Annotated in this window: 19 protein-coding genes; 7 read left to right on the top strand and 12 right to left on the bottom strand. The window is 69.3% G+C overall.

The genetic code is table 11. The features are described from left to right. Positions 1–138: 138 nt before the first annotated feature. Genes Drose_RS26930 through Drose_RS26915 form a run of 4 tightly spaced genes read right to left on the bottom strand, consistent with a single transcriptional unit; the run spans position 139 to position 4,171 of the window. Positions 139–576 (bottom strand): 3-hydroxyacyl-ACP dehydratase FabZ family protein, encoded by a 438-nt coding sequence (locus Drose_RS26930; RefSeq protein ID WP_260724111.1) that lies wholly within the window; start codon positions 574–576, stop codon positions 139–141. Between the two features lie 10 nt (positions 577–586). Continuing rightward, on the bottom strand, positions 587–979 hold the full coding sequence (locus Drose_RS26925; protein ID WP_260724110.1) for a 3-hydroxyacyl-ACP dehydratase FabZ family protein: 393 nt from the start codon (positions 977–979) through the stop codon (positions 587–589). Between the two features lie 5 nt (positions 980–984). Continuing rightward, positions 985–2,556 carry a phenylalanine aminomutase (D-beta-phenylalanine forming) gene (locus Drose_RS26920; protein WP_260724109.1) on the bottom strand — a complete coding sequence of 524 codons (1,572 nt, stop codon included), beginning with the start codon at positions 2,554–2,556 and terminating at the stop codon, positions 985–987. Beyond that, positions 2,549–4,171, bottom strand: coding sequence for an AMP-binding protein (locus Drose_RS26915; RefSeq protein WP_260724108.1), 1,623 nt, complete (start codon positions 4,169–4,171; stop codon positions 2,549–2,551). The genes Drose_RS26920 and Drose_RS26915 overlap by 8 nt, the downstream gene beginning before the upstream one ends. Before the next feature lie 397 nt (positions 4,172–4,568). Here Drose_RS26915 and Drose_RS26910 point away from each other — a divergent pair, with 397 nt between their 5' ends. The 4 genes from Drose_RS26910 (at position 4,569) to Drose_RS26895 (ending at position 8,739) form a co-directional block, all read left to right on the top strand. Next, positions 4,569–4,838, top strand: coding sequence for an acyl carrier protein (locus Drose_RS26910; protein ID WP_260724107.1), 270 nt, complete (start codon positions 4,569–4,571; stop codon positions 4,836–4,838). After that, positions 4,835–6,130, top strand: coding sequence for a beta-ketoacyl-[acyl-carrier-protein] synthase family protein (locus tag Drose_RS26905; protein WP_260724106.1), 1,296 nt, complete (start codon positions 4,835–4,837; stop codon positions 6,128–6,130). The genes Drose_RS26910 and Drose_RS26905 overlap by 4 nt, the downstream gene beginning before the upstream one ends. Positions 6,131–6,149: 19 nt before the next feature. Next, positions 6,150–7,262 (top strand): beta-ketoacyl synthase N-terminal-like domain-containing protein, encoded by a 1,113-nt coding sequence (locus Drose_RS26900; protein WP_260724105.1) that lies wholly within the window; start codon positions 6,150–6,152, stop codon positions 7,260–7,262. A gap of 289 nt (positions 7,263–7,551) precedes the next feature. Further along, a complete protein-coding gene (locus Drose_RS26895) occupies positions 7,552–8,739 on the top strand; it encodes a class I SAM-dependent methyltransferase (RefSeq protein ID WP_260724104.1) in 1,188 nt (395 codons plus the stop codon). Positions 8,740–8,897: 158 nt separating this feature from the next. On the opposite strand, the gene Drose_RS26890 is transcribed toward Drose_RS26895, so the two are convergent. Together Drose_RS26890 and Drose_RS26885 are read right to left on the bottom strand one after the other, a co-directional pair. Next, positions 8,898–9,803: a TrmH family RNA methyltransferase gene (locus Drose_RS26890; protein WP_260724103.1), complete on the bottom strand. Its 906-nt coding sequence runs from the start codon at positions 9,801–9,803 to the stop codon at positions 8,898–8,900. A 48-nt stretch (positions 9,804–9,851) separates the two neighbouring features. Further along, positions 9,852–10,094, bottom strand: a complete 243-nt coding sequence (locus tag Drose_RS26885) for a response regulator transcription factor (RefSeq protein WP_260724102.1) — start codon at positions 10,092–10,094, stop codon at positions 9,852–9,854. Between the two features lie 579 nt (positions 10,095–10,673). Between Drose_RS26885 and Drose_RS26880 the strand changes: the two genes are divergently transcribed. Both Drose_RS26880 and Drose_RS26875 read left to right on the top strand, forming a co-directional pair. Further along, on the top strand, positions 10,674–10,952 hold the full coding sequence (locus Drose_RS26880; RefSeq protein ID WP_260724101.1) for an FAD-dependent oxidoreductase: 279 nt from the start codon (positions 10,674–10,676) through the stop codon (positions 10,950–10,952). Positions 10,953–10,955: 3 nt separating this feature from the next. After that, complete coding sequence (locus Drose_RS26875; protein ID WP_260724100.1) at positions 10,956–11,621, top strand: hypothetical protein; 666 nt, start codon at positions 10,956–10,958, stop codon at positions 11,619–11,621. A gap of 12 nt (positions 11,622–11,633) precedes the next feature. On the opposite strand, the gene Drose_RS26870 is transcribed toward Drose_RS26875, so the two are convergent. From Drose_RS26870 to Drose_RS26860, 3 genes are all read right to left on the bottom strand, one after another. Next, positions 11,634–12,380, bottom strand: a complete 747-nt coding sequence (locus tag Drose_RS26870; protein WP_260724099.1) for an rRNA methyltransferase — start codon at positions 12,378–12,380, stop codon at positions 11,634–11,636. A 47-nt stretch (positions 12,381–12,427) separates the two neighbouring features. Continuing rightward, positions 12,428–13,264 (bottom strand): phytanoyl-CoA dioxygenase family protein, encoded by an 837-nt coding sequence (locus Drose_RS26865; RefSeq protein ID WP_260724098.1) that lies wholly within the window; start codon positions 13,262–13,264, stop codon positions 12,428–12,430. 63 nt (positions 13,265–13,327) lie between these two features. Beyond that, positions 13,328–14,002 carry a class I SAM-dependent methyltransferase gene (locus Drose_RS26860; RefSeq protein WP_260724097.1) on the bottom strand — a complete coding sequence of 225 codons (675 nt, stop codon included), beginning with the start codon at positions 14,000–14,002 and terminating at the stop codon, positions 13,328–13,330. Positions 14,003–14,207: 205 nt separating this feature from the next. Between Drose_RS26860 and Drose_RS26855 the strand changes: the two genes are divergently transcribed. Beyond that, complete coding sequence (locus Drose_RS26855; RefSeq protein ID WP_260724096.1) at positions 14,208–15,059, top strand: glycosyltransferase; 852 nt, start codon at positions 14,208–14,210, stop codon at positions 15,057–15,059. A gap of 24 nt (positions 15,060–15,083) precedes the next feature. Here Drose_RS26855 and Drose_RS26850 read toward each other — a convergent pair whose 3' ends face one another. Genes Drose_RS26850 through Drose_RS26840 form a run of 3 tightly spaced genes read right to left on the bottom strand, consistent with a single transcriptional unit; the run spans position 15,084 to position 18,096 of the window. Further along, positions 15,084–16,136, bottom strand: coding sequence for a glycosyltransferase (locus tag Drose_RS26850; protein ID WP_260724095.1), 1,053 nt, complete (start codon positions 16,134–16,136; stop codon positions 15,084–15,086). Next, on the bottom strand, positions 16,133–17,137 hold the full coding sequence (locus Drose_RS26845) for a glycosyltransferase family 2 protein (RefSeq protein ID WP_260724094.1): 1,005 nt from the start codon (positions 17,135–17,137) through the stop codon (positions 16,133–16,135). The genes Drose_RS26850 and Drose_RS26845 overlap by 4 nt, the downstream gene beginning before the upstream one ends. Continuing rightward, complete coding sequence (locus tag Drose_RS26840) at positions 17,134–18,096, bottom strand: alpha-ketoacid dehydrogenase subunit beta (protein ID WP_260724093.1); 963 nt, start codon at positions 18,094–18,096, stop codon at positions 17,134–17,136. Before Drose_RS26840 ends, Drose_RS26845 begins: the two co-directional genes overlap by 4 nt. Positions 18,097–18,244 lie beyond the last annotated feature (148 nt).

Below are 18,244 nucleotides of genomic sequence, written 5' to 3'. Positions count from 1 at the left end.
CCGCCGACGCTCAGCCACCTGGCGACCCATAGGATTCGACCTTATAGAGTCGCGCGGGATAGCGGACTAGTGGTTTCACCACAGTCGATGGACGAGGTCGAGAATCGGCGGCGAGGTCGCCGATGAGCGCCGCGGCCGTCAGGCGGTCAGATCGGACTCGGAGCGCACCGCCGTCATCAACGATCCGATGTCCAGGATCCGCCGGCCGGCCGACTCGGTGTGACCGCTGAAGATCGCGGAGCGGCCCGACACGTGCTCCAGCCGCACGTGGTGCTCCAGGACGTCGCCGGGCAGCGCTGGGGAACCCACCACCACATCGCGCAGGGTTGCCAGCAGCGGAACACCCGCAGGCGCCCCGCCGCCGAGCGCCCACAGCACCGACACCGCCTGCCCGAACGACTCGACCAGCAGTGCGAGCGGATAGTGCAATCCGCCGGCGTCGATCTCATCGCCCAGATTCGCGTAACACTGCTCGGCCGCGGTCACCGCCTTGACCGCGACCAGGGACCGTGGCGTCGCGGCGACGACCCGGTCCAGCAGCAGCATCGGGTACCGCTGCCGCAGCAGCCCCCGCACCCCGGCATGATCAATCATCGGCCGGCGTCCCGTCGAGCCGGGCCCGCAGGTCAATGGCGAGCCGCCCGTCCCGTTGCCGGCCGAGCGCGCGCACCGCGCCCTCTACGGTGATCGACACCGTGAGAGCGAGCACGTCGCCCGGCCGTAGCGGGCTGAGAAACCGGACCCGCTCGACCGCGGTGATCCGCACACCTGATCCGCAGGCGGCGCCGACCGCCTGCTGCACGGCGTCCAGGACGAGCACGCCGGGCATGATCGGTACTCCCGGATAGTGCCCGGCAAGAATCTCCGCCGCGTCATCCACACGCACGCGCAGGGTCACGTCCACCCGGCCGCTCGTTCGCCGCACGACCGGCGGTTCGGCCAGCGCGTCGAAGGCGGTCGCGTAACGCGTGGGACGCACAGCGGTCAGTCCCGGTCCGGATGGGCCAGCAACCGCTGGGCGAGCGCCTCGACGTACCCGGTGATGCTGATGTCCTTCGCAAGGTAGGGCACGACCTCACGGGTCTGCTCGTACAGCCGCCGAGTGGCGCTGGACAGACCGTCGGCGCCGCGGATGTCGGCCGCCTGGCACGCGCACATCAACTCGAACGCGATCACGTGGGCCACGTTGTTGAGGACTTCACGCGCGCGGCGGGCGGCGACGAACCCGAACGACACGATGTCCTGAAAATCGGCCGTCGTGCTGAGCGACTGAATCGACATCGGCATCGCCATCGCCCGGGTCTCCGCGGTGAGCGACGCGGTCATGAACTGGCCGCCCATGAGGCCCAGCCGCAGCCCCGGCTCCTCACGACACAGGAACGGCGGCAGCCCGTTGCTGTTGCTCTCGTCCAGATAGCGGTCGATGCGACGGTTGGCCAGGTTGATCATCGTGGCCAGCGCGATGACAAGATGGTCCATGGCCATCGCCACGTACTGGCCGTGGAAGTGTCCGTTGTGGAACACCTCGGCCGCGTCCGGCTCGACGACGGGATTGTCGTTGGTGGAGTTGAGCTCGTCGGTGACTGTCCCGGCGATCAGGCGCAGGCTGTCCAGGGCGGGGCCGAGGATCTGCGGGGTGCAGCGGATCGAGTAGGCGTCCTCGATCGGGCGCGACCCGGCTACCGCCTCGTCGCTCATCTCGGCCGAGAGGGTCGCCTCGGTGCCGTGCTCGTCGACGGCCATCCCGGAGTCCTTCAGGGTGTCCCACAGGTACCCGGCGACCTCGAGCTGGCCGACGTGTGGCTTGAGCCGGTGCACCCGCGGGTCGAACGGCTTGGTCATTCCGTGCAGCGCCTCCACCGACAGTGCGGAGACGAGCAGGTAGGTGTCGAAGAGCCGCTGGGCCCGCTGGGCCACGAGGGCGCCGAGGCCTACCATGCCGGAAGTGCCGTTGATGAGGGCCAGGCCCTCCTTGAAGTTGAGGGTCATCGGTTCGAGGCCGGCCCTGGCGAGCGCCTCGGCGCCGCTCATCGTCTCACCGCCATGGCGAGCCTCGCCCTGGCCGATGCACACGAGCGCGATGGCGGCGAGGGGGCCGAGGTCACCGCTCGTGCCGAGCGAGCCCTTCTCCGGCACGCACGGCACCACACCGGAGTTGTACACGGCGATCAAGCGCTCGAGATTCGTCAGCGAAATGGCGGAGTTGCCGCGCGAGAGCGACACGATGCGCGACAGCATGATGGCGCGCACGGTGGTGTCGTCGAGCCGCGCACCGACGTTGGTGGCGACCGCGTTGAGCAGGTTCTCCTGCAGTGGCCGGGCCATGGTCACCGGGACCAGCCAGTCGACGAAGCCACCCATGCTGGTATTGACGCCGTAGATGACCCGGCCCTGATCGACGAAGCCCTCCAGGATTTCGCGGGACGCACGAACACGTGCGCGCACGGCCTCGTCGAGCGCGACCGGGGTCAGCGTCGTCGCCGCCGACTCGATGTCCGATAGCTGGACCCGACGGTCGAGGGTGAGCGTGAGGGTTTGGGTGTTGGTGTCAGTCATGCGTCGCCTCGGTTCGCGTGGTTACGGAGGATCGGTTGACGGATAGGTCCGCTGTCGCGCGCCGTCGTAGCAGCTCCCGGTTCACCTTCCCGTTGGCGGTCAACGGGAGTTCGCTGACGACGTCAATCCTCCGTGGCACCATGTAGGCGGGCAGCTCGCGCGCGCAGAACTCCACCGCCTTGGCCTGGTCGAAATCGGGCCAGGGACGCGTAGGTACGACGTACGCCACGAGCGCGCGGTCACCGGACGGCCGGGCCACCGCGACGACGACCGCCATGTCCACGCCGGGGAGGTTGCCCAGGGTGCCCTCCACCTCGCCCAGCTCGACCCGGTTGCCTCGGACCTGTACCTGAGCATCGGCTCGGCCGCAGAAGTACAGACCACCTTCCGCGTCCCAGCACGCCAGGTCCCCCGAGCGCAGGACGACCTGACCGTGGCGGCTGTCGACCGGGTCCGGCACCAGGACCGCGGCCGTTGCCTCGGGATCGTTCCAGTAGCCGCTGAACAGCGCCGGACTGCGCAGATGGATCTCGCCGACGACGCCCGGGTGGGTGACCACGGTGCCGTCCTCGCCGATGAGCATCACCTCGGCGCCGGTGTGCAGCGCGCCGATCGAGAGCCGATCGGCGTCGACCGGCAGCGGGTTCGGCACGTCGGTGAACGAGCACGCCATCGACTCCGTCGCGCCGTAGCCGTTGACGACCCGCACACCGGGCACGACGGATTGCAGCCGGCGCAGCTCGGGAAGCGGAAACTCTTCGCCGGCGAAAAGCATGCTGCGCAGATCCGTCAGCCCGCCGAGCAGCTCGGGATTGTGACGCAGCACCGGGCGCCAGATCGACGGCACACCGTTGACCTGGCTCACCCGGTTGGCCTTCAGGTGAGCGACGAACCGGCGCGGAGAGGCGAGCAGCTCACGCTGAACCGGCACCAGCGTCGCGCCGCCACCGAGCGCGATGCCGATGTCGAACAGCGCGAAGTCGAAGTGCAGCGGCGAAGTCGACGCGATGCGGTCACCGGACAGCACGCGCCCGTCGCCGAGCACGGCCCGCAGGAACGTCACGACCGACCGGTGGCTCATCACGACGCCCTTCGGCCGGCCACTGGTACCGGAGGTGAAGACGATGTACGCCGTGTCGGTGGCGAGGACCTCACGGCGGCGCCGCACGCGAGCGGCCGGTCGCCGGTCGACCTCCCATTCGTTCCAGCCGAACCGGGCCGTGCCGTCCATCGTCATCACACCGGTGCGATCCGTGCCCGCGTCGCGGACGTAGAGAGCGGGCTCCACGGCGTCGACAATCGCCTGTACCCGGCGATCGGGCACCTCCGCGGTCACCGGCACGAACGGCAGACCCAGCGCCGAACAGGCCAGCAACAACGCGATCGCCGCAGCCGACGTGCGCGACTCGACGACTACCCGGTCACCGACGTCGAGCCCGAGGGCGTCGAGCGCCACGGCGAACCGCTCGACCTGTTCGACGAGTTGCCGATACGAAACGACGGCCGGAGCCTCGCCGATACTGGACTCGGCGATTGCGACCTGATCCGGCACGCTCGTCGCCGGTGCCGTCAACAATCCATGGAGATTGTCCACGCACTCGCGGACACGCGCCATGTATCCCTCCGTACGAGGAGATCCGGGTTGCCGTTTCCGCATGCGCCAAAGGTTTCCGCATGCGCCAAGGGACGATCGACGTCTTTCGCCGTGGACCCGTGGACGTGGTGTCGTCGCGGGTGCCGCGGAGATCCGGCCCCCCGACGATGCCCGGCCCACGCGCCCGGTGTCAACGTGCGCAGGCCGCCGCCGGCCCTGCCCTCAATTCGCCAGCCCGCGTTCAACCGGTGCGAACATTGTTGACCGACTTCGGCGGCTGTTATCGTCACGCCGGCGCCGGAGCCACCTCAGCGGCTAGTTCCGCACTGCCCTTTGTGGCACCGGGTATCCGTGGCTGCGGCGGCCCGTCGACCGGCGTTTCCGGTCCGGTCTCCCTTCGGTCGATCAGGAGCAGAAGATGGCATCGCCCACCCCTCTGTCGTATCTCACCGACGAGCAGAAGCAGGAAATCAAGCAGCTGGTCTGCGAGATCCTCGAGGTGGACGAGAGTGAGGTCAACGAAGAAACGCGGTTCCGCGACGACCTGAGCATGGATTCGCTGATGGCCATCGAAATTGTCGCCGCACTGGAGAAGCGCCTGCAGGTGACGATCGAGCAGAGCGACATCCAGCAGATCGCGAGTCTGTCCGGCATCTACGAGATCATCGAGGCGCGGTCCGCCGGATGAGTGCACCCGGCTCCGCCACGGCGCGCGAAGACGAGGACGCCCGCACGCCAACAGCGACCGCCCCGCGGGTGGTGATCACCGGCATGGGCGTGGTGAGTGCCATCGGCATCGGCCTTGAGCAGTTCGCTGACGGGCTGCGCAGCGGGCGCCGCGCCGTACTGCCGATCACGGCGTTCTCGACGGAGGGCTTCAACCACCACAACGGATGCGAGGTCACCGGCTTCGATCCGGCCCGGTGGATCCGGCGGGTGCCGCTCGTCGAGCTGAGCAAGGCCGCCCGGTTCTCGGTGGCGGCGGCCCGCATGGCGGTGCTGGACGCCGGCCTCGCCGACGAGCAACTGCGACGGCAGCGGGCGCTGGTCGCGGTCGGCACCACGGACGGCGGCTCCGACGACCTCGAGGGACTGGTCGCGGTCGGCCTTGAACAAGGCTTCGGGGCGTTCCCGGCGACCGTCGCCCGCCGATACCCGGCGGCCCAGCTGTCCAACGGCATCGTCGCCGAGTTCGGCCTGACCGACGTCGAGGCGGTCACCGTCCCGACTGCGTGCGCGTCGGGCAACTACGCGATCGGCTACGGCCTCGACGCGCTGCGCTGCGGCGACGTGGACATCGCGCTGGCCGGCGGGGCCGACGCCATGTGCCGTCGCACCTTCGCCGCGTTCTGCCGCCTCGGCACCATCGCGCCCGACGCCTGCCGGCCGTTCGACGTCGACCGCCAGGGCCTGCTCCCCGGCGAGGGCGCCGCGATCCTCGTTCTGGAGACGCTCGAGTCCGCGCTGGCCCGCGGCGCCCGGATCCACGCGGAGATCCTCGGCTACGGCCTCACCTGCGACGCCACCCACCCGACGGCACCGGACCGCGACGGCATCACGCGAACCATCCGGGCCGCGCACCGCGACGCCGGCACGGCGGCGGAACACATCGACTACGTGTCCGCCCACGGCACCGGTACCATGGCCAACGACGTCACCGAGGTGGCGGCGCTGCGCCAGGCGTTCGGCGACGTCCCGCTGCCGCCGGTCGTCGGTCTCAAGTCGATGCTCGGTCACGCCATGGGCGCGGCGAGTGCGATCGCCACGGCCGCGTGCGCGCTGTCGATGACGCACGGCTTCATCCCGCCGACCGTCAACCACGAAAACACAGATCCGGACTGCGCCGTGGACTGCGTGCCCAACCACGCTCGGCCGGCGAATCCCGCCGTCGTGCAGAACAACGGGCTCGCGTTCAACGGCAACAACGCCGTGCTGATCCTCGGCCGATACCCGCGACCGGTAGCCGAGCCGGCCCGATGACGTAAGGAATGCGCCCGACATGCCAGCCCGCACCGCCGCGGTACCCGTCATCTCGAGATGGGCGGCCATCTCGCCGTACGGCGTTGATCCGGCCGCCTTCCGCGACGGCTTGGCCGCCGCCCGCTCCACGATCCGGGCGCTGCCGGCCGAGCTGCGCGGGGACAGCCCGATGGCGGAGGGCGGCTGGGTGCCCGATTTCGACGTGCAGGCGCTGCTGGGCCGCAAGGGTACCCGGTCGTTCGATCGGTTCACCGCCTTCTCGGTGGCCACGATGGGCCTGGTCCTCGCGGATGCCGGGCCGGGCCTCGCCGCCGCCGACCCCGAGGCGCTCGGCATCGTGCTCGGCACCGGGCACGGCAGCGTGAAGACGCAAATGGACTTCACGCGCGAAACGCTGGTGTCCGCGAAGCCCTACCATGTCGACGTCGCCTCCATCCCGGTCTCCGGCTTGAACGCGGCCGCCGGGATGAGCGCCATCCGCCACACCGTGCAGGGCCCGAACGTCACCGTCTCGGGCGGGGCGCTCACCGGACTGCTGGCCCTGAACTATGCGGTGCGGCTCCTGCGCCGGCGCCATGCGGACGCGATAATCGTCGGCGCGGTCGAGGAGTACTCGCCGCACCGCGCGTGGCTCGAGCACCACAGCCGCGCGAACAGCGACCGGCAGGCGCCCGGGCCCCTCGGCGAGGGCTGCGCCGTGCTGCTTGTGGAATCATCCGAAGAGCGGGCCGTCGCTCATGGGCGCCGATCCCTGGCCGGGGTGCTGGCCAGCCGGTTCACCGCGTTCGCGACTCCCGACGAGGCACCGGAGGCGGTGGCGCGCGCGGTCGGCGCCGCCCTCGACGCGGCGGGTGTCGCTCCGCCAATGGTCGACCTGGTCGTGCCGGCGGACTGCGGCGGGACACTCGGTGCGGCCGAGGACTTCGGGTTGCGCAAGGCGCTCGGCGGGCACGCCCCCCGTGAGGTGCGCCTGCGTGCGCTGATCGGCGACACGTCCGCCGCGTCCGCCGCGTTCCAGCTAACTGCCGCGGTCCTAAACGGCGGCGCCGTCCGCCTGGCGCTCGTCACGTCCGTCGACCCCGGCGGGACGGCCGGTGCGACGCTCCTCGCCCGCCCGGATGCCGGGTCTTGACCGGCGGCAGGCCACCCGGCCGGTGACTGCGGCCGTCGCTCGTTGCGCCGCAACATGGTGTCCAACTGAACTGCGCTGGGCACTTGGACGCGCGCCAATGCAATTTGACGTCGATGTATTGCGTCTACGGGCGCGGTCGGGCTTGGTACGGAGGCGTATCAGTCGGTCTCGCGGCTACACTGCGGTTCGTTGTAACCAATGACATGGCGCGCTGTCTCCACCTGTTCCCGCCAACGTTGTAGCGGTATGTGGTGCCAGGCGACCCATTGTAAAAGCGTGGGGAGTACACGTGAAGCTGTCCAGCGAGGCACCGACTGCCGTCACCCGCAACGACGCGCAGCCCACAGGCGATGCGGCGCCGTGGGACGCGCTCGCTGGGCGTGAGCGGCCCGACCCGCTGGATGGCGCACGACTGGCGGCGGGCTGGCAACGACGGGAGACGTTCAGCGCGCGGATACTCGCGCGATGCATCCAGAGCATGGGCGCCTTCACGACGCCGGGGGAGGTGCGGCCCGCCGGCGATCTCGCGACGGTCCTGGCCATCGACCCCGTACACGCTCGGCTGTGGCGAACCCTGCTCGACATCGTCGTGGCGGACGGTCTCCTCGAGCGCGACGGCGACCTCCTGCGAGCAACCGATTCCTTGGCCCGTATAGCGGATGCCGACCTGGACGCCGAGGCTGAGCTGCTGGTCACCGAGCATCCCGAACTGGCGGCCCAGTTGAGGCTGCTACGGACGTGCGTGAACGAATACCCGCGGCTGTTGCGCGGTGAGATCCAGCCGATCGGGGTGATGTTCCCGAGTTCGTCGATGGAGATGGTGGCGAGCACCTACCGGGGCGACCCCTTCTCCGACCGGCTCAACGAGCTGGTCGCGGAGGCCGTAGCCGCGCACGTCGACGCAGACGGCGACCGAACCGCGCTGCGCGTGCTCGAGGTCGGAGCCGGAACGGGTGGAACGACGGCGCACGTGCTCGCTGCCCTGAAACCCTACGGCGACCGTGTGGCCTACACGTACACCGACATCTCTCCGAGCTTCCTGCGCCACGGACGCCGGCAGTTCCAGGCGGATCACCCGGGCATGGAGTTCAAGCGGCTTGACATCGAGAGCGATCCCGGCGGCCAGCGATTCGAGCAGGGCGGTTACGACGCCGTCATCGCGGCCAACGTGCTGCATGCGACGCGTAACCTTCGCGACACCCTTGCGCACGTCGACTACCTGATCGCGGGCGGCGGGCGCATGGTGCTCCTGGAGACCACGTCGTTCCTGCGCTTCCTCACGATGACGTTCGGCCTGTTGGACGGCTGGTGGCGGGCGGAAGACCGCGAGGTGCGGCTGCCCGGTGCGCCGCTTGCGGACGTTGCGACCTGGGAACGCCTTCTCCACGAGATCGGTTTCCGGCCCACCGCCGCGCTGGCTGCCACGGACTTCGGTCGAGACGAGCGGCACGTGCTGATCGGTGAGCGCTCCCGATGACCGCGGGTCCCGGTCTGCTTGGCCGCGCGGTGTCCAACTGAACAGTGCTGGACACTTGGACGCACGTCAATGTGACTTGACGTAGGTGTATTCCGATGGCTCGGATCCAGCCGGGACGACACTACCCGAACGGGCCGCGGCGATCAGTGGGGAAGACGCTAGAGCACCGGGGGAAATCCGCGCTGCCGGGCGGCCTCGTAGAGCATGAGGGTGCCGGCCGACGCGGCGTTGAGGGAGCTCGCGGCGCCGCCGATGGGGATGCTCACGATCTCGTCGCAGATTTCCCGCCACCGGGCGCTCATCCCGCTCGCCTCGTTGCCGACGACGATCAGGACCGGCCCGGTCAGATCGCAGTCGGCGACCGACGTGTCGCCGTTCTCGTCGGTCCCCACAATCCTGATCGGCGGGCCGTCCTGCCGTCGGGCGACCACCCAGTCGAGCGCGTCGCCCGGGGCGGCGGTGCGGACCACCGGCAACCGGAACAGCGAACCGGTGCTGGCCCGCACCGCCTTGGGGTCGTAAATGTCGGCCGCATGACCGGTGACGATTAGTCCCGACGCGCCGAACGCGTCGGCGGAACGAACCAACGTGCCGATGTTGCCCGGGTTCGTGAGCCGGTCGAGTGCCAGGCCGAGGAAGTTGGCGCCCGGCTCTAGGCGCCCCAGGTCGTCGGGCCGGATGGCGCCGACCGCGATCAGCTCGGGCGCGGATTCGCGTTCGCCGAGTTCCTGCAAAAGCTCCGGCTCCACCGCGACCGACGCGACGCCGCTCTCCCGAAGGAGACCGTCCGCCCACGAAGACAGCTTCTGCCCGGCTGGATAGAGCAGGCGGCGCAGCGGCCAACCGTACTCGACGGCAAGGGAGATCGGCCGGACGCCGTGGATCAGGAACTCGCCGAGCCGCTGTCGCTGGCTCCGGTTGGTGAGCAGCGCCTTCCACACCTGAAACCGGTCGTTGCGGCTGTGGACCCGGTCCGGCGTCTCACTACGCCGCGCGGCCCGGGCCGACCCCGGCCCGGCATCGCGCCGGCGATGTGGCACGGACCGGCTGTCTCTGTCCCGCATGGGAGAATACTAGCAATGGTCTTTATGGCACCCGGAAACGCACGACACCTATAACTCGTCGTCCACCTTGGGTGGCCATGCCGACGAGTCGAAAATCCCCATCGAATACGCCTTGGCCACCAGTGCGGGCCGATTTGGCACCCGCATCCTCTGCAGCAACCGGCTGACGTGATATTCGACCCCCTGGCGGCTCAGGTAGAGCTTCTGCGCGATACTTGTCGTCGAGTCCCCCGCCGCAATGCATTCGATAATCCGGCACTCCATCCTGGACAACTTGGTCATTGTCTCCATGCATGCACCTCCACCGTGGTGTATCGGCAATGACGAGCACGGTTGAAATCAACTCAAAATTCCGAGCGATCGGCGTCGGCGACCACGCGTAGTCCGGTGGCGTGCGCGGTCAACTGCACATGGGACGGACGATCGTTGCGGCCGCGGTGTCGGCGGCGACCGCCGCTGCGGAATCCGGTCACCGCCGCGGGCGGGCTCGACACCGCCCCGCGGGAACACCTGCGTCTGGCATGGCTTTCTCCCCGTCGTGTAACCAACCTAGTGGGAACACTAGGCCCGCTGCCACGTCGCGGGAACCGATGGAGTTGTATCAATCGGCTGTGACACATGCCACGCGCGATGCGACCCCCGTGGCCGGCGGATGGTTGGCGCCGATCGGAAACGCCGGAATGGAAGAATGGCGCGGCAATCTTGGGAGTGCGCCATATATCAGACCAACTCGATCCGTGCAAACGGGAACACCATGAGGCATCGAGAACGACCGTTGCGTTGTGGCTCCCGATCTTTTAGCTTGGCTGTACGCGCGGTCTGATCAGCGGGCGCCGGGATGGCGCGGGCTGCGGGATGTGAGGGACCGGCATGGGAACGATCGTGGTCTGCGGTGGCGGCGTGATCGGGCTCGCGTCGGCGATCATGCTTGCGTGGGACGGCCACCAGGTCACGGTCCTGGAGGCCGACCCCGCGAGCGTTCCGCCGACGCCCGGCGAGGCATGGCGCTCCTGGCCGCGCACGGGCGTCGCCCAGTTCCGCCAGCCGCACGGCCTGATGCCGCGATTCCGGCAGGTCTGCGACCAGGAGCTGCCTGAGATGACCGACCGGCTGCTGGCGGCGGGCTGTGTGTGGCGGGATCCGCTGTAGGCATTGCCGCCAAGCGTCTCCGACCGGGAGCCACGCCCGGGCGACGCGGGGCTGCGGTTCGTGACCGGCCGCCGCCCGGTGGTCGAATACGTGGTAGCCGGGATCGCGGCCGAGCAGCCGGGGATAGTGATCCGCCGGGGTGTGCGCGTGACCGAGCTGATCGCCGGGCTGCCGGCGATTCCGGGCGTTCCGCATGTCACGGGAGTGCGCACCTCCGGCGGGGACGAGCTGCGTGCCGACCCCTCGGTGGGGCGGGGCGTCACCACCGGGATGGTGCACGCCCAGTTGCTGCGGCACACGGTCCGGGACTATCTGGATGACCGGGCGGGCTTCGCGCGGGCATGGCACAAGCACACCGAGGAACTTGTCGCTCCGTACTACTGGAGCCAGATCGGCGCCGACCGGGCCCGCCTGGCGGAGATGACGGCGCTGCGGGAGGGCCGTCAGTGGTCCGCACCCGAGTCGGACATGGGTCGCCTGGCCAACTCCGCGCTCCACGACGCCGATGCCTTCCGCGCCCTCCTGGAGATCGCCTTTTGCCTGGCGCTGCCGCGGGAAGTACTCGAGCGGCCCGGCATCAAAGACACGATTGAGCGGCAGGGTCACGGGGCCCCATTGCCCACCCTTGGCCCGGACCGGAAGCAGCTCCTCCGGCTCTTGTCCGCGTAGGGTTCGGTAGGGTCAGCGGCCGGTGAAGTTCGTGGGCCGCAGCAGCGCGACGGCGCGGGTGCCCACGCGGAATGACTCGACGGGCCGGCAGACCCCGCCCAGCGGTACTTTGCGGCCACGCGCGGAGACGGCGAGCACCGCGCCGGAGGTGAGGACCGACGCGACGGTGGTGAGCATCTCCGGCACGCCGGCGTCGCCGGCGCTCCCGCTCCAGGTCGTCTGTTCACCGTAGGGCACGTCCGCGATCACGATGTCCGGGGCGGCGCCGTCGACCACCGCCTCGAGCCCGGCCCGGTCGAAGACGTCAGCCCGCCGGACGATCGCCGTCAGCGGTCCGCCCTGGGCCGCCAGCGCCGTCCCGAGCCTGCGCGCCGCCGCGGCGGCCTCCAGGTAGGACGGTTTGCCGAACCGCTCGGCCTGCTCCTCGAGCGCTCTCGCCCGGTCGTCGAGCGCGGCCGGGTCGAGCAGGCCGAGGTTCTCCCGGGCCAGCTGCAGCGCGGCCGGGTCGATGTCGCTGGCCACCAGCGACGCGATCGCCCCACGGTGCAGCAGCCCCAGCACCGACAGCAGATAGCCGCCGCCGCAGCAGGGGTCCCAGACCACCGCGGGGTCGTCGCCGCCGCGCAACACCATGGCGCGCGAGAAGATCTCCGAGGCGAGCCGCACCGGGAAGGCGGGGAAGCCGGGCGCCGAATGCAACACGGATCCGCTTGCCAGATCGGTGTAGTCGCTCTTGACGACGACGTGGCGGTAGCTCACCCCGGCCCCCTTCCGGCCCTCGGTCCCGGAGACCGAGCATAGGTGTACTATCTGCCGAGCCCAAGCCGGACGGACCGCTCCAACGGGGTGTATCGGCCGTCCGCGCGATCCAGCTCCAGCTCGGCCACCGGCTCCAGGTTTGGTTGCGCCATGAACTTTGGCTTGCTGCCCACGTTGGCGACGGGGGTGTGTACCAGGAACGGGTGGCAAAGGTAGACGTCGCCCGCGTTCCCGGTAGCCGACGCGAGCGGCCGGTCCACACCCACGTCGTCGGTGTGCAGATACCTTCCCTCACGTCCGGCGGGCTCCAGCAGCGGCGGTACGTCGAGGTGCGATCCGACCCTGATCAGGGTAGGTGCATCCGCCTCGCCGGTGTCGGAGTAGAGGAAGAGCATGAGCAGGGCCCGACCCTTCGACCAGACGTTGTAGCGGAACGTCTCCTCGTAGTTCGGCGGGATGACGGCCATCTCACCCTGCCACTCCTTGTACGTCTCCACGCCGATGTCGACGGCGAGGAAGCCGGCGTCGATGTGCCAGCCGAAGTCCTCGGCGTCCTCGGGCTTCTTGTCCTTGGTGGGGAACCGGATGGGGAAGGTGCCCATGGTGGTCGGCTGTTTCCACCGCCCCGGCCCCACGAGCTGGTCGTAGGCCGAGTACAATCGGGGCGTGTTCGCGCTGCGGACGAACGGCTCCTCGTCGCAGAAGCCGAGCCGGATCACTTCCTTCGTCCACGTGGTGGGGTCGTCCGGATCCATGTCGAGTTGCTTCCACAGCGACGCCCGTACCTGGTCGGCCAGCTCGCGGGGGAAGGCGCCCTCGATCCGGACGAACCCGTCCCGGACGAAGTCCTCGATCTGTTCCTCGGTCAGCGTTTGGGGGGCCATCGTGCTCCTCATCTGGCAATCGATGTCACGCCGGACGTCCCGGAACGCCCGCGGGGTTCGCGGTCAGGCCGTGGGCGTGCGGCGCAGCGTCAGGTAGACGACGCCACCCTCGTCCTCCAGGCTCTCCGGCAGCGGCTCGAGGCCCGCCTCGCGGGCCAGCGCCGCCACGGTGACCCGGTGGTGCCAGCTGACCATTCCCTTGGCCTCGACGGCCTGCGCCTGCCGGTATCGCGCGAGGTCGCCCCGGAAGAAGGGCCACGTGACCTCGCCGAGCTCCAGAAAGTTCATGACGAACCGGCCGCCGGGACGCAGCACCCGGGAAAGCTCCCGGAAGTACTGGAAGATTTCGTAGGCGTCCAGGTGGATGAATACGTTCAGGGAGTAGCCTGCGTCGAACGACGCGGACGGCAGCGTCTCAAGATAGTCGTCGTCGATGAGGTGGTACGTGACGTTCGCGTGGTCCGAGCACGTCTCCCGCGCCTTGTCCAGAAACGACTTGCTCACGTCGGCGCAGCAGATCATGCGGATTCGGGAGGCCAGCGCCGCCGCCATCACACCTTCGCCGCTGCCGACCTCGAGCACCTCGCTGTCGGCGTTCAGGGCCAGGCGATCGGCGACCCAGTCGACCCGGCGCTGCCGGTCGGAAAGGTACACGGGGCGCGGCAGGAACCCCGCCAGACGCAGTTGCATGCCCTCCGCGGTGTCCCATTCCCACGCCTGATAACGTTCCCGAGTCATCGCCCGCCCTAAGATCGTTCGAGATTCACGAATAGCGACCTTAACAATTTCCGGTAAGCCTGTGACTAGGGATCTCACTACTGTGATTCACCAGGCGGTCGCGTTACCCGGACGCCGGTCCAGAGAGTTTCGTGACATCCTATCTTTTGCCGAGGCCGGTACCACTAACGTTTTCCCTAGGCATTGGTGCACTATGCTCAGCCCAGTGACAGGAGCGGGAAGCCCATCCGACCATCCGATGGTGGTGGCCGTCTGTGCCTATCGGGTGGAGAACGTCGAGAAGAACTTCCGGCACAACATCTCCCAGCTAAGAGACGACGAATACGTCGTGCTGCTCGATCGGCCGCACAGTGCGCAGGCCGAGGCGGTCGCGGAGAAGGTCCGGGCCGAGGGCGGCAGCATGCGTGTCCTGGGCGCCAACAATGGCCTCTCCGCGTCGCGCAACACCATCCTCAGGGAACGGCCGCACCACCACATCCTCTTCATCGACGATGACGTGCGTCTCGACGCCACCGCGGTGGACGAGGTCCGCGCCGCATTCAGGGCGGGTGCCCACGTCACCGGCACTCGCCTGGTCAGGCCGTCGACACTGCGCAAGCTCCCGTTCTTCGTCACGTCGGGGCAGTTCCACCTCATCGGCTGGCACCGGCCCCAGGGCGAGATCAAGATTTGGGGTGCCTGCATGGGCGTGGACTCGGCCTTCGCGGCCGCCCACGGGTTGGACTTCGACCTGGCCCTCAGCCGTACCGGTGGCGGCCTGCTGTCCGGCGAGGACACCTCGTTCATCGGGCTGATGAAACAGTACGGCGCCCGCGAACGGCTGCTCGGGCACGTCGCGGTCGTCCACGACGTGGACCCGCACCGCCTGCGGCTGCGGTACCTGCTTCGCCGGGCCTACTGGCAGGGCCGCTCCGAGGTCCGTCGGAAATCCACCGTGCCCGGCTTCCGCAAGGAGCTGGACCGCCATCGCAACGCCCCCGAGGCGCGGTGGCGTTCCCTTCTCCTGACGGTCGTCTACGGCGGAGCGACCCTCCTGGGTATCGCCCGCGAACACTGACGGGCGCCGCTCCGGACGCGGTCCCTACCGGCCGTCGCCGCGGCAGCCCAGAAACCCCAGCAGGTCATCGAGCACCCGGCGGTAGCTGTACCGCTCGCGGACCCGTTCCATGATCTCGGCGACCACGCGGGCGTACGTCCGGCGGTTCGTGGCGATCCGGCCGAGCGTCGTGGCGGGGTCCTTGCCCAGCATCAACTTCTCGCAGCCGTCGCCATAGAGTTCCGCCATGAACTCGGCGGCCGGTGGCAGCACGGGCACGCTGCCCGAGGCGAGCGTCTCGAACATCCGGGGCGTCAGCAGTCCGGTCCCCGCGACCAGCGGGCGGACCAGGACCGGGGAGACCAGGGACCGTCCCATCTCCGCGACGACGCGGCCGAAGGCCACCGCCGGAGCGACCTCCACGCCGCGTTCCCGGAGCCAGCCGGGCTCGTTGGCGCTGGCCCTCTCGTGCCCGACGCAGACCTCGCCGTCCCACCAGCGGCCGCACACCCGGATCCGGCTGAGCGCCGGCTCGGCGGCCAGCGCCGCCTCGACGACCTCGGTGAGTGGATCCCAGCGCCACCAGTTGCTGCCGATGTACTGCAGGTCGTAGTCGGTGTCCCCGTGCAGCGGTGGCCGGCGCACCGTGGCGGGCATCCCCATGCAGGGGAAGAACGCGGCGCCCGGCGGCAGCCGCCCGCCGAGCTTGGGCAGTAGCACCAGGTCGCTGAGCTCCCGGTACAACTCGCGCCAGGCCGTCACCGGTCCGGGGCCGACCTCGGTCGCCGCGTCCGGGTCGTAATGTCCATCGAAGTCGATCACGACCCGGCGGGCGCGGGGAATGCTCGAGACCAGTTCGCGCTGCTCGTCGGAGAGGAACTGCCGGGCCTCGAACATCACGACCAGGTGGGTCGCCCAGCCGAGGTCCTCCACCACGGGCAGGTGCTTCGGCACCTCGGCGTCCATCCGCGACACCGGGGCCGCCACCGCGATCTCGCAGCCCACGCCGGGGGCCGCCGCCACGTAGTTGGCGACGGTCTCGCTGAACCCCGCGTTCCAGCGAAGGTTTCCCGCGATGGCGATGCGCGGACGGCTCACCGAGCCCGCGCCCCGGCGAGCCGCCGGTGTTCGGCCCTGCGGCTGCGGATCGTCGGTAGTCTCCGGGCGATCCACACGAGCGCCTGCGCGGTCTCGCGGCGTCCGATCGCCGGGGCCGTGTCACCGCTGACGCTGTGTCCTCGCAGGTCGTCGACCAGCCAACGGGACACCAGCCGGGCGGTCTTCAACGGCGACCACTCCACGTCCGTCAGCAGGTAGTAGTAGCGGTTGCGTCGCATGTTGACGCGCGTGTACTCGCTCGCCGCCGTGCCGCCCCCGCCGTAGTGCTGTACGCCGAGGTCCAGCAGGAGCGCCACCCGCCACCCGGCCCACCGGACCCGGCGGCAAAGGTCCGTCTCCTCGTAGTAGGTGTGGAACACCGGGTCGAGCAGCCCGATCTTCGCGAACACCTCGGCCCGCACGAAGAACGCCGCCCCTTGGACGTAGGCGGGCTCGAACGTTCGCGGGGCCCGGCCGGTCATCGGGCCCGCCGGTGACGGGTGAACGATCCCGTCACCGGCGAAAGCGTGCTGCTCGCCCAGCCACAGTGCGGTCTGCGACCAGTCGTTGAAGTCGGCCAGTTCGTCGCTGTCGGGGTTGTAGCGGTACTGCATCGGACCGATGACCCCGTAGTCGGGCCAGCGTTCGGCGAACTCCACCAGCCCACGGACGAGGCCCGGCGGGGTGAAGGTGTCGGGATTGATCAGGAAGACGTAGTCCGCGCCACCGTCCAGCGCCTTCCGGATCCCCACGTTGTTGGCCCCGGTGAAGCCGAGGTTGCGTTCGTTGCGCGTGATGCACACGGACGGATAGGCGGCGGCGACATGATCGGCGCTGCCGTCGGCGGACGCGTTGTCGACGTAGTGGCACTCCAGCTCGAACCCGGTCGTGTCGGACTTCGTCAACGAGCCGAGGCACCGGTCCAGCCACTTCAGCTCGTTGGTCCCGACCGTGACGGTGGCGACCTTCGGCGGGCCGCCGTCCGGGGCGCCGTCGCTCACTTGCACACCGCCCGGACGGCCTCCTCGAGCTGCTGCTCGCTCGGAAGCAACGCAATGTCGAGCTCGACCGCGTAGGGGATGACCGCCCCGTCGGGCCTCGAGATCCGCACGGGCGGCGAGACCAGCGCGAACTCCTGCGCGGCCGTCGCGACGACCTCCGCGCCGAAGCCGCACATCCGGTTGGAGTCGTCGACGACCACCAGCCGTCCCGTCTTGTGGACCGACTCGCGCAGCGTTACCCAGTCGAGCGGGTAGAGCGTCCTGGGATCGACCACCTCGATCGAGATGTCCCCGGCCAATCTTTCCGCGACGGCGAGCGCCTGCTGCACCAGATGCCCGGTCGCCACCACCGTGACATCGGTTCCTTCCCGGTGGACACGGGCCCGGCCAAGCGGTACCGCGGGAAGCTCGCCCGGAACCTCCTCGGTCACACCCATCAGGTAGGCGGGAAAGAACAACACCACCGGGTCGGGGTCTCTGATGGCCGACAGCATCACTCCGTAGGCGTCGGCCGGCGTGGCGGGGACCACGGTCTTGACGCCCACATGCGCGAAAAGGCTATAGGGGTGGTCGGAGTGCTGGCCGGCCATGCCGTACCGCGAACCGGAGCTCGGGACCAGATAGGTGACGGGCACGTTCACCTGCCCGCCGGTCATGAGCGAGAACTTGTGCGCCTGGTTGGCGATCTGTTCGAGGACCAGATAGAGCAGCGACGGGATCTGGAACTCCACCACGGGGCGCTGGCCGGTCATCGCCGCGCCCGTCGCGAAACTGGTGAACGCCTGCTCCGAAAGTGGGGTGTCCAGCACCCGATCGGAGCCGAAGGCGTCGAAGAGCCCTTTGGTCAGCCCGGTCACGCCGACGCGCACGTCCTCGCCCAGGACGCTGACCGCCGGGTCTCGCGCCATCTCGTCATGGAGCGCCCGGTTGATAGCCGCCAGATAGCCCACGACCGCCATAGATCCACTCCCGATCGCTCGGATACCGCCGGGAGGACACTATCCAAACGAGCGGGCGGCAGTCAGTGGGAAAAACGTTAGACAAGACTCGACCGCACCGGCTGGATTTGGACGGGTCGGGCGTTCATTCGGCGCTGTTGCGTTGAGA

This window comes from Dactylosporangium roseum (assembly GCF_025264685.1).
Lineage (GTDB): Bacteria > Actinomycetota > Actinomycetes > Mycobacteriales > Micromonosporaceae > Dactylosporangium > Dactylosporangium roseum.
The sequence above is the reverse complement of the archived record's forward strand: the minus strand, read 5'-3'. Positions and strand labels throughout refer to the sequence as shown.

Bases quoted from the DNA above. Each gene is read 5' to 3' on its own strand.
- Drose_RS26920 (WP_260724109.1), bottom strand. From the start codon at position 2,556: ATGACTGACACCAACACCCAAACCCTCACGCTCACCCTCGACCGTCGG.
- Drose_RS26885 (WP_260724102.1), bottom strand. From the start codon at position 10,094: ATGGAGACAATGACCAAGTTGTCCAGGATGGAGTGCCGGATTATCGAA.
- Drose_RS26890 (WP_260724103.1), bottom strand. From the start codon at position 9,803: ATGCGGGACAGAGACAGCCGGTCCGTGCCACATCGCCGGCGCGATGCC.
- Drose_RS26840 (WP_260724093.1), bottom strand. From the start codon at position 18,096: ATGGCGGTCGTGGGCTATCTGGCGGCTATCAACCGGGCGCTCCATGAC.
- Drose_RS26860 (WP_260724097.1), bottom strand. From the start codon at position 14,002: ATGACTCGGGAACGTTATCAGGCGTGGGAATGGGACACCGCGGAGGGC.
- Drose_RS26900 (WP_260724105.1), top strand. From the start codon at position 6,150: ATGCCAGCCCGCACCGCCGCGGTACCCGTCATCTCGAGATGGGCGGCC.
- Drose_RS26905 (WP_260724106.1), top strand. From the start codon at position 4,835: ATGAGTGCACCCGGCTCCGCCACGGCGCGCGAAGACGAGGACGCCCGC.
- Drose_RS26865 (WP_260724098.1), bottom strand. From the start codon at position 13,264: ATGGCCCCCCAAACGCTGACCGAGGAACAGATCGAGGACTTCGTCCGG.
- Drose_RS26880 (WP_260724101.1), top strand. From the start codon at position 10,674: ATGGGAACGATCGTGGTCTGCGGTGGCGGCGTGATCGGGCTCGCGTCG.
- Drose_RS26910 (WP_260724107.1), top strand. From the start codon at position 4,569: ATGGCATCGCCCACCCCTCTGTCGTATCTCACCGACGAGCAGAAGCAG.
- Drose_RS26915 (WP_260724108.1), bottom strand. From the start codon at position 4,171: ATGGCGCGTGTCCGCGAGTGCGTGGACAATCTCCATGGATTGTTGACG.